The 15,090-nt window shown below is 35.5% G+C and carries 11 protein-coding genes and 1 CRISPR repeat array; of the genes, 6 read left to right on the top strand and 5 right to left on the bottom strand.

Annotation, left to right across the window (positions count from 1 at the left end):
• Positions 1-752: 752 nt before the first annotated feature.
• The 5 genes from cas12a to EHS11_RS12520 all read left to right on the top strand — a co-directional run bounded on the left by cas12a (position 753) and on the right by EHS11_RS12520 (position 9,335).
• Positions 753-5,441 (top strand): type V CRISPR-associated protein Cas12a/Cpf1, encoded by a 4,689-nt coding sequence (gene cas12a / locus EHS11_RS12495; protein WP_135764749.1) that lies wholly within the window; start codon positions 753-755, stop codon positions 5,439-5,441.
• 3 nt (positions 5,442-5,444) lie between these two features.
• On the top strand, positions 5,445-6,005 hold the full coding sequence (gene cas4, locus EHS11_RS12500; protein ID WP_135764750.1) for a type V CRISPR-associated protein Cas4: 561 nt from the start codon (positions 5,445-5,447) through the stop codon (positions 6,003-6,005).
• A complete protein-coding gene (cas1, locus tag EHS11_RS12505) occupies positions 5,999-6,964 on the top strand; it encodes a type V CRISPR-associated endonuclease Cas1 (protein WP_135764751.1) in 966 nt (321 codons plus the stop codon). The genes cas4 and cas1 overlap by 7 nt, the downstream gene beginning before the upstream one ends.
• A gap of 3 nt (positions 6,965-6,967) precedes the next feature.
• Entirely contained in the window at positions 6,968-7,240 is a 273-nt protein-coding gene (cas2, locus tag EHS11_RS12510) for a CRISPR-associated endonuclease Cas2 (RefSeq protein WP_135764752.1), read from the top strand.
• A 136-nt stretch (positions 7,241-7,376) separates the two neighbouring features.
• A CRISPR array of direct repeats spans positions 7,377-8,164; the repeat unit is 36 nt; unit sequence CTCTAAGAGAGGATATAAATTTCTACTGTTGTAGAT.
• 706 nt (positions 8,165-8,870) lie between these two features.
• Positions 8,871-9,335: a hypothetical protein gene (locus tag EHS11_RS12520; protein ID WP_135764754.1), complete on the top strand. Its 465-nt coding sequence runs from the start codon at positions 8,871-8,873 to the stop codon at positions 9,333-9,335.
• Positions 9,336-9,390: 55 nt separating this feature from the next.
• On the opposite strand, the gene EHS11_RS12525 is transcribed toward EHS11_RS12520, so the two are convergent.
• Positions 9,391-10,011 carry a TetR/AcrR family transcriptional regulator gene (locus EHS11_RS12525; RefSeq protein WP_135764755.1) on the bottom strand — a complete coding sequence of 207 codons (621 nt, stop codon included), beginning with the start codon at positions 10,009-10,011 and terminating at the stop codon, positions 9,391-9,393.
• Between the two features lie 83 nt (positions 10,012-10,094).
• On the opposite strand from EHS11_RS12525, the gene EHS11_RS12530 reads away from it, so the two are divergent.
• Entirely contained in the window at positions 10,095-11,684 is a 1,590-nt protein-coding gene (locus EHS11_RS12530) for a phytoene desaturase family protein (RefSeq protein WP_135764756.1), read from the top strand.
• On the opposite strand, the gene EHS11_RS12535 is transcribed toward EHS11_RS12530, so the two are convergent.
• From EHS11_RS12535 to EHS11_RS12550, 4 genes are all read right to left on the bottom strand, one after another.
• Positions 11,685-12,614 carry a glutaminase gene (locus EHS11_RS12535; protein ID WP_135764757.1) on the bottom strand — a complete coding sequence of 310 codons (930 nt, stop codon included), beginning with the start codon at positions 12,612-12,614 and terminating at the stop codon, positions 11,685-11,687. It lies immediately after the preceding gene.
• Positions 12,615-12,746: 132 nt separating this feature from the next.
• Positions 12,747-13,712, bottom strand: a complete 966-nt coding sequence (locus EHS11_RS12540; protein WP_135764758.1) for a CBASS cGAMP-activated phospholipase — start codon at positions 13,710-13,712, stop codon at positions 12,747-12,749.
• A gap of 33 nt (positions 13,713-13,745) precedes the next feature.
• Positions 13,746-14,156, bottom strand: coding sequence for a CoA-binding protein (locus EHS11_RS12545; protein ID WP_135764759.1), 411 nt, complete (start codon positions 14,154-14,156; stop codon positions 13,746-13,748).
• A gap of 36 nt (positions 14,157-14,192) precedes the next feature.
• The gene (locus tag EHS11_RS12550; protein WP_135764760.1) at positions 14,193-14,783 is read right to left on the bottom strand and encodes a DNA-3-methyladenine glycosylase I; all 591 of its coding nucleotides are present in this window, start codon (positions 14,781-14,783) and stop codon (positions 14,193-14,195) included.
• Between the last annotated feature and the right edge of the window lie 307 nt (positions 14,784-15,090).

A 15,090-nucleotide genomic window follows, 5' to 3' on the forward strand; every position in this document is an offset into this window, starting at 1 on the left:
TTTCGATAGCCAGTATCCAAATAGTAACACAACGATCCATGTTTCTACAAATAAATGGTCGTTTGGGAGAAGTCCGTAGGCTTTAAATAAGACATCAACAGCAGTCGAAAGTATTACATTTTGACCATCTAGGGACTTTGTGTAAACCTTCCCTAGCATAAGATCGTGTCCGCCCAACCGTAAATCAAAAAGTTGATTGAGTTTTGCCTTGAACCCAGGAATTGGTTTGGTCCCGTAGGTTGCAAAAGTAGTCACCCAAATGGATCGATTCAAATGGCATTAAATGTTTTCTAGTCCTTTTACGGAAAAGCAAAAAGTAAGCTAGTGATTTTTTCATTTCAATAAAAGATCCGCCATATTCTCTTTTTCCGATCAGTTGAAGTTGTCTGTGAAGATAGGAAGAGTTTTAGCAGCTAAATCTTGGAAAACATCCATTCAAACCCTTTAAGAGTTCCAAAACCCAATATTTTCTTGGTTCCATTGCGCTTGATACAACAAGCAAAGATAACAGCCTTTTGATTTTTCCTATTTTCATTTCTCGTTTGAGAATGACGTTCATCAATAAAAACAGCCGTTCATATTTCAAATCTATTGAATTAAATTCCTGATGTCGCTTTAATTTGTCCGACCATCACGTGTTTAGTGGCGAAAGATAGAGATTTATTTTCGTTTAGCGACTGTAATATTTTAATTAATTTGTTGATTCATTTTTTGGAATTCGCGGTTATATAATCTTCGATGAGGGGCAGCATATGAAAGCAACATCCATTTGGGACAACTTTACTCGTAAATATTCCGTATCTAAAACACTTCGGTTTGAATTGAGGCCAGTGGGGAAGACGGAAGAGAATATTGTGAAAAAGGAAATTATTGATGCAGAGTGGATCAGCGGAAAGAATATTCCGAAGGGAACTGATGCTGACCGGGCAAGAGATTATAAAATTGTTAAAAAATTACTGAATCAACTCCATATTTTATTTATTAATCAGGCATTATCCTCTGAAAATGTGAAAGAGTTCGAAAAAGAGGATAAAAAGAGTAAAACATTCGTTGCATGGAGTGATTTACTTGCAACTCATTTTGACAACTGGATTCAATATACTCGTGATAAAAGTAATTCCACTGTCTTAAAATCCTTAGAGAAATCGAAAAAGGACCTATATTCAAAACTTGGGAAACTACTCAACTCTAAAGCCAATGCCTGGAAGGCAGAGTTTATAAGTTATCACAAAATTAAAAGCCCGGACAATATAAAGATTAGATTGTCTGCAAGCAATGTTCAGATACTATTTGGAAATACATCGGATCCCATTCAATTATTGAAATATCAGATTGAGTTAGATAATATAAAATTTCTAAAGGATGATGGATCCGAATATACTACAAAAGAATTAGCCGACTTGCTTTCTACGTTTGAAAAATTTGGAACTTATTTTTCTGGATTCAATCAAAATCGAGCAAATGTCTATGACATTGATGGCGAGATTTCTACCTCAATTGCATATAGACTTTTTAATCAAAATATAGAATTCTTTTTCCAAAACATTAAAAGATGGGAGCAATTCACTAGTTCTATTGGTCATAAAGAAGCAAAGGAAAATCTAAAATTAGTCCAATGGGATATTCAATCAAAACTCAAAGAATTAGATATGGAAATAGTTCAACCAAGATTTAATCTTAAATTTGAAAAATTACTCACTCCACAATCGTTCATTTATCTACTCAACCAAGAAGGCATTGATGCATTCAACACTGTCCTTGGTGGAATTCCCGCAGAAGTGAAAGCTGAGAAAAAGCAGGGAGTAAACGAACTAATCAATTTAACTCGACAGAAATTAAATGAAGACAAGAGAAAATTCCCTTCTCTTCAGATTATGTATAAACAGATCATGAGTGAAAGAAAAACAAACTTCATTGATCAGTATGAAGATGATGTAGAAATGTTAAAGGAAATCCAAGAATTTAGTAATGACTGGAATGAAAAAAAGAAAAGGCATTCAGCATCAAGTAAAGAGATCAAAGAAAGTGCAATTGCCTATATTCAAAGAGAGTTTCATGAAACATTCGATTCATTGGAAGAACGCGCTACCGTAAAAGAAGATTTCTATCTGAGTGAAAAGTCAATTCAGAATCTATCAATTGATATTTTTGGAGGTTATAATACCATCCACAATCTTTGGTATACAGAAGTAGAGGGAATGTTAAAATCCGGCGAACGACCACTCACTAGAGTAGAAAAAGAAAAACTCAAAAAACAAGAGTATATTTCTTTCGCTCAAATCGAAAGGCTTATCTCAAAGCATTCACAACAATATCTAGATTCAACGCCAAAAGAGGCCAATGATAGATCTCTTTTCAAAGAGAAGTGGAAAAAAACGTTTAAAAATGGATTTAAGGTATCAGAATATACAAATTTAAAATTGAATGAGCTAATATCTGAAGGTGAAACATTTCAAAAGATTGATCAAGAAACTGGGAAAGAAACCACAATTAAAATTCCTGGTTTATTTGAAAGTTACGAAAATGCAATATTAGTCGAATCCATAAAAAATCAATCGCTTGGAACAAATAAAAAAGAGTCTGTTCCGTCCATTAAAGAATATCTTGATTCCTGTTTGAGATTATCTAAATTCATTGAATCATTTTTAGTCAATTCAAAGGATCTAAAAGAAGATCAATCCTTAGATGGTTGCAGCGACTTTCAGAATACGCTTACACAATGGCTCAATGAGGAATTTGATGTTTTCATTTTGTACAACAAGGTAAGAAACCATGTAACCAAAAAACCAGGAAATACTGATAAGATAAAAATAAACTTCGACAACGCTACGTTATTAGATGGTTGGGATGTAGATAAGGAAGCAGCAAACTTCGGATTTCTACTTAAGAAGGCGGATAACTACTATCTAGGAATAGCTGATTCCAGCTTTAATCAAGACTTAAAGTATTTTAACGAAGGAGAGAGATTGGATGAAATTGAAAAAAACAGAAAGAATCTTGAAAAAGAAGAGAGTAAAAACATTTCGAAAATCGACCAGGAAAAAGTAAAAAAATATAAGGAAGTAATTGATGACTTAAAAGCAATTTCCAATCTTAATAAAGGACGTTATTCGAAAGCATTTTATAAACAAAGCAAATTTACTACTTTAATACCAAAATGCACCACACAGCTAAATGAAGTGATAGAGCATTTTAAGAAATTCGACACTGATTATAGAATTGAAAATAAAAAATTTGCAAAACCTTTTATAATCACAAAAGAAGTCTTTTTACTTAATAATACAGTTTATGATACAGCCACCAAAAAGTTTACTCTTAAAATAGGTGAGGATGAAGATACAAAAGGATTAAAAAAATTTCAAATCGGATATTATCGTGCGACAGATGACAAAAAAGGATATGAGTCCGCCTTACGAAACTGGATAACTTTTTGTATTGAGTTTACGAAAAGTTATAAAAGTTGCCTTAACTATAATTACTCATCCTTAAAATCTGTGTCCGAATACAAGTCACTAGATGAATTCTATAAAGATTTAAATGGAATAGGGTATACGATTGATTTCGTAGACATTTCCGAAGAATACATAAATAAAAAAATAAATGAAGGAAAACTATATCTTTTCCAAATCTACAATAAAGATTTTTCAGAAAAATCAAAAGGAAAAGAAAACCTCCATACGACCTATTGGAAGTTGTTATTTGATTCGAAAAACCTTGAAGATGTAGTTATAAAACTAAACGGACAAGCGGAAGTGTTCTTTCGACCAGCTTCTATTCATGAAAAAGAAAAAATCACTCATTTCAAAAATCAGGAAATACAAAATAAGAATCCTAATGCTGTGAAAAAAACTAGTAAATTTGAATATGATATAATCAAAGACAATCGATTTACGAAAAACAAATTCTTGTTTCATTGCCCTATCACATTGAATTTTAAGGCAGATGGAAATCCGTATGTAAATAACGAAGTTCAAGAAAATATAGCAAAAAATCCAAATGTGAACATCATTGGAATCGACCGTGGAGAAAAACATCTCCTTTATTTTACAGTTATCAATCAGCAAGGGCAAATACTCGATGCTGGTAGTCTGAATTCCATTAAATCCGAATATAAAGATAAAAACCAACAATCAGTCTCCTTTGAGACACCGTACCACAAAATCTTAGATAAAAAAGAGTCAGAAAGAAAAGAGGCAAGGGAATCTTGGCAAGAAATTGAAAATATCAAAGAACTAAAAGCAGGATATTTGTCACACGTAGTACACCAATTATCAAATTTGATCGTTAAATACAATGCGATAGTGGTACTCGAAGATTTAAATAAGGGATTTAAAAGAGGTAGATTTAAAGTTGAAAAACAAGTTTATCAAAAATTTGAAAAGTCGTTGATAGAAAAGTTGAATTATCTGGTTTTCAAAGACCGCAAAGAATCAAATGAACCTGGGCATCATTTGAATGCTTATCAATTAACAAATAAATTCTTAAGCTTTGAAAGATTAGGTAAACAGTCAGGAGTCCTTTTTTATGCAACTGCGAGTTATACATCAAAAGTGGATCCTGTCACTGGCTTTATGCAAAATATTTATGATCCATATCATAAAGAAAAAACAAGGGAATTCTATAAGAATTTTACCAAGATTGTTTATAATGGAAACTACTTTGAATTTAATTATGATTTGAACTCAGTAAAGCCTGATTCTGAAGAAAAAAGATATCGGACAAATTGGACAGTATGCAGTTGTGTGATTCGATCTGAGTATGATTCAAATTCCAAAACTCAAAAAACTTATAATGTAAATGATCAACTTGTAAAACTATTCGAGGATGCCAAAATAAAAATTGAGAACGGAAACGATCTAAAATCCACCATTCTAGAACAAGATGATAAATTTATCCGAGACCTCCATTTTTACTTTATTGCAATACAGAAGATGAGAGTTGTTGATTCAAAAATAGAAAAAGGAGAAGATTCGAATGATTATATTCAATCGCCCGTTTATCCTTTCTATTGTTCCAAAGAAATTCAACCGAACAAAAAAGGATTCTATGAACTTCCAAGCAATGGAGATTCCAATGGAGCCTACAATATCGCGCGGAAAGGAATTGTAATTTTGGATAAGATTCGTTTGAGAGTTCAAATCGAAAAATTGTTTGAAGATGGAACGAAAATTGATTGGCAAAAACTTCCAAACCTTATTTCAAAAGTAAAAGATAAAAAACTTCTCATGACTGTCTTTGAAGAATGGGCAGAACTGACACATCAAGGGGAAGTTCAGCAAGGTGACTTGCTTGGGAAAAAGATGAGTAAGAAAGGAGAACAATTTGCTGAATTTATAAAAGGACTCAATGTTACAAAGGAAGATTGGGAAATTTATACTCAAAATGAAAAAGTAGTACAAAAGCAGATAAAGACTTGGAAATTGTTTAGCAATTCTACCTAACATATGGAATCCTACATTCCCATATCGTTCTTGAATGACTTCATCTTTTGTCCTAGATCCATTTACTTTCACCAAGTGCATGGATCTCTCAGTCAGAGTATGTACCATGCCAAGCCGCAGATAGCTGGTAAAGTAGCTCATGAATCTATAGATAAAGGAACTTATACTACAAGTCAAAATGTGCTCATGGGTATGGATCTCTACTCGGATAAGTATGGGTTACAAGGTAAAATTGATATTTTCTTTATTGATTCTGGGTTGTTATTGGAACGTAAGAATCAGATTTCCAAAATTTATGACGGGTACGTTTTTCAAGTGTATGCACATTTCTTTGCTCTGGAAGAGTTAGGTTACCGAGTTAAGGAAATTAAAATCCATGATAGAACCCACAACCAATCTTATCCAATTTCACTTCCGAAAGATGACCCAGAAATGTTTGCAAAGTTTGAATCAACAATAGAAGCATTGAAGAATTTTGACTTAAATGATCCAAATTTTAACCCCAACCCTGAGAAATGCAAAAATTGTATCTATTCTCATTTATGTGATTACAGCCTATGCTAAGTTTACCAGATTTCCGTGAGAAAAATATTATAGTCTCCTTTCCTAGTGAAGGTCAATCCATTTCGTTTAAGAACGATAATTTGATCATTAAAGATGGAGAAAAGAACACCATTTTACAAACTTCTTGTCATCGAATCTTTTCGGTTATTATCGTTGGTGGAACAACGATTACGACCGGGATTATTGAGAGAAGTAAAAAATTCGGATTCTCCATCTACTTAATGTCTTATGGCTTAAAACCGATAGGGGTTTGGAATTCTTCAGCTGAGGGAAATTTTCTATTAAGGCAGAAACAATATTTATATACCAATACAGATATTGCTCTCCATATTGTAAAAAATAAAATTCAAAATCAAATTGCATTACTTAAATCCGTTCGATTCAAAACGAATCGAGTCAAAGATGCAATTATAAATTTGGAAACTTATAAAGAAAAATCAGAAAGGGATTTAAAATCCATTCTGGGAATGGAAGGAATTTCTTCGCGAGTATTTTTCCAAGCATGGTTCGAAGAATTGAACTGGAAAGGCAGAAAACCCAGATCTAAAATTGATATAACCAATACGATCATGGATATCGGGTACACTTATTTATTCTACTTTTTAGAAGCAATGCTAAATCTATACGGCTTTGATATATACAAAGGAGTATATCATCAGAATTTCTATCAGAGGAAGTCTTTGGTCTGCGACCTAGTTGAACCTTTTCGTTGTATCATTGATAGGCGAATTAAATCAGCTTATGGATTGAATCAGATACAAGAGAAAGATTTTACACATAACAGAGGACAATGGTTTCTTAAAATCGATCAAAATAAAAAGTACAGCCAGTGGATAGTTCAAGATATATTAAAATACAAAGAACCTATATTTCAATACGTTCAGGAATATTACAGAGCCTTTATGAGAAATAAACCAATAGAAGAATTCCCTATTTTTGAAATTATCACCAAGGAGTAAATTGTGCTTTTGATTTCCTACGATATAAGCGATACGAAGCTACGAACCAAATTTGCGAAATTTTTGAAAAAATATGGGGAAAGGCAACAATACTCGCTTTTTGAGATACAAAACAGCGAACGGGTATTAGAAAATATACAAACTCAGATAAAATATTATTTCGAAAAAAGATTCTCACAGGATGATAGTATCATGATATTTCAAATGAGCAAACAGTGCAAAATTACGAGGTATGGGTATGCTAAAAACCAAGAATCAGATTTATTGATTATATAGAATGCAAACCTCCGTCTTTATGAGAAAATTCGACGAAAAACTAAGAAATCTTTCTGAAATATGTCCAATTTATACGCAAATAAACATAAAATCCATTGCAAATTTCCCTCAAATCAACTTTAATATACAAATACCTCTCTAAGAGAGGATATAAATTTCTACTGTTGTAGATACAATAGTATGATTCCCTTTAAGAAACTCTAAGAGAGGATATAAATTTCTACTGTTGTAGATGTACACCGTTTTGCGACATCCGCATCCGCTCTAAGAGAGGATATAAATTTCTACTGTTGTAGATTGGTTAAGGGCAAGTATGCTCAAATCTCTAAGAGAGGATATAAATTTCTACTGTTGTAGATAAAAATATTCTTGGTGCTACATGTCTACTCTAAGAGAGGATATAAATTTCTACTGTTGTAGATTGTGTCGAGACCACTAAAGAAAAGGCTCTAAGAGAGGATATAAATTTCTACTGTTGTAGATGTGAACTTCATCGATTGTAATGAGAACCTCTAAGAGAGGATATAAATTTCTACTGTTGTAGATGATTATGGATGGTTTAAGAGTAGAATCTCTAAGAGAGGATATAAATTTCTACTGTTGTAGATCGATGTAACGACAATCAGAACCATACTCTCTAAGAGAGGATATAAATTTCTACTGTTGTAGATAATACTGGCTTACAAAAATACGACCGCCTCTAAGAGAGGATATAAATTTCTACTGTTGTAGATGTCGATGCCGCACACTACCTACCGCATCTCTAAGAGAGGATATAAATTTCTACTGTTGTAGATGCGGCAGGGGTTCCGCCAAATCCTGGACACTCTAAGAGAGGATATAAATTTCTACTGTTGTAGATCATTGATTGGTCGGCAAGGCCCGCCCCTCTAAGAGAGGATATAAATTTCTACTGTTGTTACTAGTGCTATTCATAGTATTACTCCTATCAGTTAGGAGCTAGAAAACTGTATGGTTTTCGATGGGGTAAGTCCACACACTGCTATGAACAACCAATTTTGGATTAAGTGTGGGTTGATAAATCTTTCTCTTCTGCATCGTGAGATTCGTAAGAGTTGGTGAACCGCTATACAACTTTTTCCATAAGGAAAAGTTGTGGCGAAGACCTGGATCCGTACGTACAGTGGTGTGAGAGGACGGCGGGTAATTCCCGCCTCCTACTTGATCGAATTCCGACCCGGATGGGAGGATGATCGAGCCATAACTCCAAAATTGAACTGACTCTCTAGAAGAGAAGCCGGAGTTCTGGCGAAGCTTACGAACCTGAGACAGGACGTCCTGTGAGTAAGAATTGGGAACGTAGATTGCTTTCCTGCTTGGAATGATTGAATTTAGCGCATATATGAGCTTAGAAAAGGGATTTACTTAGACATGAGATTTTGTTTATAATGAATTCAGTTCTTATTTATGCAGATCTTCCAAACTCTTACAAATGAATACATTCACAAAAGTAATCAGCTGTCGATAAGCGAGAGACTTGAATTTCTAGAAGAATATCGTTTGTTGCTTCCCGAATCTTTTTTTATCGAATACAAGCAGAAATGTTTAGAGAAGTGGTCGCAGACAAGAAATCACTCTGGTTCTGATCCAGAATGATTTTTGCTTAGCTATGTTTCTATCCAGGATCCAAAACTTATTTACCAAAGAAAAAATCCCTTTTGCAGTCGTTGGAGGATATGCAGTCGCAATCCATGGGGTAGCTCGTGGAACATTTGATGTTGATATCATTACGGAAATAAGCGAAGAGAATTTTTTAAAAATAGAATCCGCTTTAAAATCTATTGGAATGAACTCATTGCTGCCTGTTGGCGCTAAGGACTTGTTTCTCAACTTAGGAACCTATCAAAAAGAGAAACATTTGGTCGCATGGAATTTTGTGAATCCAAAAAGATTCAGAGATTGTTTGGATATTATTATCACGGAAGATGTCAGAAATTACAAAACATTCTTTGCAGAAACAGATTTCGGGCCTTTGTCTGTAATCAGTTTGGATGGTTTGATACAAATGAAGTCAAAAACCGGTCGGCTTCAGGATGTAGAGGACGTTCAAGCGTTAAAAAGACTGAATTCGTAGCTTGCGCATTATTTTTTATTTCTTGTGTAACATCCTTTTGAAGAACGGAATCACGCTACGGTTTCATTCCAAGATAAAGATGCTCAATCATATCTTTCGTTATTGTTTTCGCATTTTTAAAATCAATTTTCCGAAACATCATCTGTTTGCCGGAGAGTAGAACGGCAATTCCATGAACCATCGTCCAAGATGCCATCGATGTTTTTTTTACATCACTTGTCACAAGTAGTCCGTCTCTTTTGCAGTCTGAAATAATATTTACGAGTACATCAAATGTTTCTTCCTCGGCCGCGATAAGAGTATCATATTTCGAATGATCATGGATTTGATTGCCATACATGATTTTAAAAAGATCGGGATTTTTCAGAGCGAATTCAACATACCGAATCCCGGATTCCCTGAATTGTAGTAACGAACGGTTTGCAAATTGGGTGCGTAATTTCTTTAATTTTTCCGCTAATAATTTGAATCCCTCCGTAGCGATCTCAGCCATGAGAGACTCAAGGTCGGGATAATGTCTATACGGAGCCGATTGGGAAACCCCTGCCAATTTTGCGACTTTTCTTAAGGATAGTGCTTGGTAACCGTCTTCCTTTAAAAGTTTTAAGGAGGCTTCAATCAGTGCTCTTTTTAAAGCACCGTGATGATATGTGGATTTTTCAGTATTTTTTTTCATGTTGACATGTATTACATTTAATTGACGATAGGTTGCATTGAATGTGTTCTGTGTAAACATTGCGCATGGGGAGAATAAGGTCAATGAAAAATGAAAATTTAAACGACAATTTTGATTTAATCTGTATAGGTTCCGGAATGGGTAGTCTTACGGTCGCTAGTTTACTTTCCCGATACGCAGGAAAAAAAATACTCGTTATAGAAAAACATTTTCAGGTGGGCGGTTACACTCACGCATTCGCCAGAAAGCAAAATAAATTTCATTGGGACGTAGGCATTCACTATGTAGGTGATATGCATTCAGGTGGTTTTAGTCGTTTGCTTATGGATAAAATTACAAATAAGAAAGTGGTATGGAATAAGATGCCGGAACCTTTTGAAAAATTTGTTTATCCGAACAGAACCTTTGAACTTTTCGGAAACGAAGAAAAATTCAAATCCGATTTAATCGCAGAATTTCTCGATGAAGAAGAATCGATTCATAAATACTTCAAAGATTTGCATAAAGCATCGGCATTGTTCGGTAAGTCGATGATGATGAAATCAACTACTCCGGAGTTGAGCGCATTTACCGCCCAAATGGAAAATCCTGAAATCGTGACTTTGAAAGATTATCTCGATCATCACTTTAAAAATGAAGACATCAAAGCAATCCTTGCTTCGCAATGGGGAGACTATGGTCTTCCACCTTCCAAGTGTTTGTTTGCGACACATGCCGCACTTGTTGTGCATTATTTTAACGGCGGATTTTATCCTGTAGGTGGTGGTGGAAAAATATTTGAAAGCGTAGAGCCGATCATTGAAGGGAATGGTGGTGCGGTCATTAATACGACCGAGGTGGTTAATATCATTATTGAGAACGGCAAAGCAATTGGTGTGAAGACAAAGTTTCTTCGAGGCGAAAAAAAGGAACGGGATTATTTTGCTCCGATCATTGTATCTTGCGCCGGTGCTTATCCGACTTATATGAAATTAATTCCTGAATCCGTGCCAATTCCGTTTAGAAAATCATTAAGTGAATTTTATAACAAAGAAAAGATGGCAACGAGTGTTTGTGTGTATATGGGTCTTTCCGAAAGCCCTGCAAAACTTGGATTTAAAGGAGAAAATTATTGGATCTTTGCTTCCAATGATCATGAAGAAAATTTTAGGAAAAGAAACGAATGGCTTGAGAACTTTGGTGAAGTCAAAAATCTATATATGTCCTTCCCGAGTTTAAAAGACCCGGATGCAAAAAATCATACTGCGGATATGATCGCATTTACCGATTATTCTCTATTTGAAAAATGGAAAGACCTTCCTTGGAAAAAAAGAGGAGAACAGTATGAAGAATTCAAAAAGAAAATTGCAGACTCGGTTGTTGATACAATAGAGATGAGATTTCCCGGATTCAAAAATATCGTTGAATACATCGAAGTATCGACTCCCCTAACAAATGAACATTTTACTTCTCATCCGGATGGTGCGATCTACGGACTCGCCTGTGTTCCTGAGCGTTATGACAAAACAAAATCTCCCTGGTTTGATGTAACAACACCAATCGAAGGTTTATTTCTAACAGGAGTAGACGCTGGGGGCTCACCTGGGATTGCGGGTGCTATGATGGGCGGGCTTGCAACGACTCTAAAAATTTTAGGAAGCCGGGATATACTCAAAAACATTTTAAAAGAGTAACTAAAGTATATTCCAATTTGATATTCTGGCAATTGCCTCGAGAGCCGATGTGCCAACAAGAGAGTTGCCGTTATTATTTAATCCGGGAGACCAAACTGTAATCACACCAACGTCCGGAACGATGGCAACGATTCCGCCTCCAACTCCACTTTTACCAGGCAGCCCGACTCTATAAGCGAAATCACCGGAAGCATCATAATGTCCGCATAACATCATTATAGAATTTATACGTCGGGCAAGTTCGGGGGATATGATTCTTTTATTTGAGATTGGATCAAATCCTTCTTTGGCGAGAAATAGCATGGATCGACTCAACTCTTCACAACTCATTGAAATGGAACAATGGTTACAGTAAACTTCTAAAACATCGGATACTGTGTTCTCTATATTATTGCAACTTTTCATAAAATGAACCAAACTGGCATTTCTATGTGCATTCTCTAATTCGGATATAGCAACTTCATGATTAATGCCAATTCGACCTTCTCCACTTATCTCGTGAAGGAAATTCAAAATAGTTTGAATACTGGCTTCCGGTGTCCTGTCCTTTAAAAGAATATCACTTAGAACCAGAGCACCCGCATTGATAAACGGATTTCTGGGAATCCCGCGTTCCATCTCAAGTTGAACAATCGAGTTAAATGCATTTCCTGAAGGTTCATGATGTACTCTCTTCCACAGTTTGTCTCCAATTTGATTTAATACTAAAGTGAGAGAAAAAACTTTCGAGATGCTTTGGATTGAGAATGATTCGTATGCATCGCCGAAAAATGCAGATTCTCCGTTCAATGTCAGAATGGCTGCTCCAAATTTTTTTATATCAACCCGTGCCAGTGCCGGAATGTAATTGGCAACTTTCCCTGAGCCTATTTGGTTTTGGATTGATCGGCATGCGGAATCCAGTATTTTACCCAGCGAAGTGTTTGTCATAGTCATTTTATAAATCAATTAGTACGTCATACAATCTCAAATTTAATCTTTATCCTATCAATTAACGTAGGTTTATTTCCTGAGTAATAATCTTCCTGGGCTCTATTGAATCAAAGCTGAACCGAAGTTCTGTTATTTTACACCGAATAGCTCTTTTATATTCTCTCGATTTTTGATATGATCCGCTGTAGAACTGCCTAAACTTGCCAGTTGGTTTAATGAATTTGAATCAGAGCTATCAAGTTCGATTGGATAGCTTTTCTTTTCTTCCACTCTTTCATATATTTTTAATGGGGTTGATTGCGTTCTTTGTAGAATTGACAAAGTATAATCCACTCCGGACGATTGAGAACTAAAAATCAGTTCAATTAAAGGCGTTAACCATCTAATAGCGGAAATGAAATCTGATTTTAAAGCGATGGGCTTAGAAGAGATATTTCCGATGGATAAAATTCCCAAGGAATTATTCTTTTTACTATTATAAAAATATTCGATAAATTCTATAAATCCGATTAAGGAAGGATTATTATAACATAAGCCGCCATCCGTATATCGGTTTAGGATTTTTGTTTGGTTATGTTCAAAGCTATGTATGGGAAAATAGGTCGGTGCTGCGGACGTTGATAAGGCAACGTCTACAAGATAAGTTTCGTTATCTCGTGTTAAGTATGGGCGATGATCCTTTTTAAAGATAATAGGTTTGCCCGTATTTATATCAACAGCAGGAATACAAACATTCGTTTTTAAATCTTTCATTGTGTGATTATGGAAGATTGATGTCAACGCGTCTTTGAGCGGGGTTTGTTTGTAGGATGGCCCGATGAACCGATTTAAGATTTTGAAACGATTACGATGTTTTGGAAATATTTGGTTAGCAAATTTTAAATAAAATTGGAGAATGTCGGATGCTGAAATTCCAAGAGACAAACCTAAAGAGATGATCCCGCCTGTTGATGTTCCGCAAATCAGATCAAATTGTTCGTGGATCTTTATTTTATAATGTTTTTCTAAGGTTGCTAATAAGGAAGCAGCGTATATGCCTTTGATACCTCCGCCATCAATGGAAAGTACTCTATAAATTTGATTTTTTGCTTTCATATTACTTAACCTGGCATGATTTAGAAATAGCCCTTAAAAATACTTCTTATGTTCGATAATCAAACATCGATTAGAGACAACTCGGATCCCTGCCTTTTCTGCACGGGTCTCCGCTCCAGGATGGGAAATTCCAAGCTGGAGCCATAAAATCTCTACACCGCCTACGGACAGTATTTCATCGACCACTTCGGGGATGGACTCCGAACTTCGGAATACATCTACAAATTTCCTGAATGCAAGCGGTACTTCACTCAGGCTCTTGTAAATTGTGAATCCGCTCACCTCATGAACCTTCGGGTATATTCCTACGATCTCCCAACCTTGCCCTCTCATATAAGCAGGGACATAGTGACTTGCTTTTTGCGGATCATGGCTAAGGCCATACACTGCAATCTTTTTATAATTTACTAATATATCTTTAATCTCACTGTCTTTGACATTCATATCTTTTCCATCATAAACATTATTAAATTTAGACTTCTATTTTAATTTTAAAGTTTCCTTATAACGGAAACATTCTTCCAAGTGATCATTTACCAAACCGGTGGCCTGCATATGTGCATAAATTACCGTGCTGCCTACAAATTTGAATCCTCGTTTGATCAGATCTTTGCTCAATGCGTCCGACTCTTTCGTTGTAGCAGGCACATCTTTTAAGGTTTTTCTGCGATTGACAATGGGTTTGCCGTTTACAAAACTCCAAATGTATTTGTCGAAGGAACCGAATTCTTTTTGGATTTCCAAAAATCGTTTGGCGTTGTTGACTGCGGCATAAACCTTCAAACGATTTCTCACGATGGAGGGATCGAGTAATATTTTTTCCAATTTTTTGTCGGTGAACTTTGCAACCTTCTCAGGATCAAAATTGGCGAATGCTTTTTTATAACCTTCCCGTTTTTTCAAGATAGTGGCCCAACTGAGACCTGCTTGTGCCCCTTCCAAAATTAGAAATTCAAAATGGGTTAGATCATTATGAACGGGAACACCCCATTCTTCGTCATGATATCGGATGTACTGATCGAACTTCAAACACCAGGGGCATCTTTTTTTTTCAATAGAGTCAAAGTTCAAAACTGCATGCCCTCCGCATCTGCAAACGAAGAATGTCCATGATAAATTTCATATATCATTTTATCCGGGATGGAAATCTAAAAAAAGAAATACCTTAAAAATTATTCGAATTTGTTCGCAAGTTCCGCGTTAGGGATGCAAAGGGCGCGCAAGCGGTCGCGTTTTGCGACCGAAGCGTAAGCGGAGCCCGTAGTCAGCCCGGCCCCTAATCAATATTAGCTTTGTATTCCGTCGGATCGGGAACGCCCAACTTCGAATGTGAACCATATGATGTTTCGGAAGGAAGAGAGCCCCAAGCAAAGCCGTT

The organism is Leptospira ilyithenensis, assembly GCF_004771005.1.
GTDB classification, from domain to species: Bacteria; Spirochaetota; Leptospiria; order Leptospirales; family Leptospiraceae; genus Leptospira_A; species Leptospira_A ilyithenensis.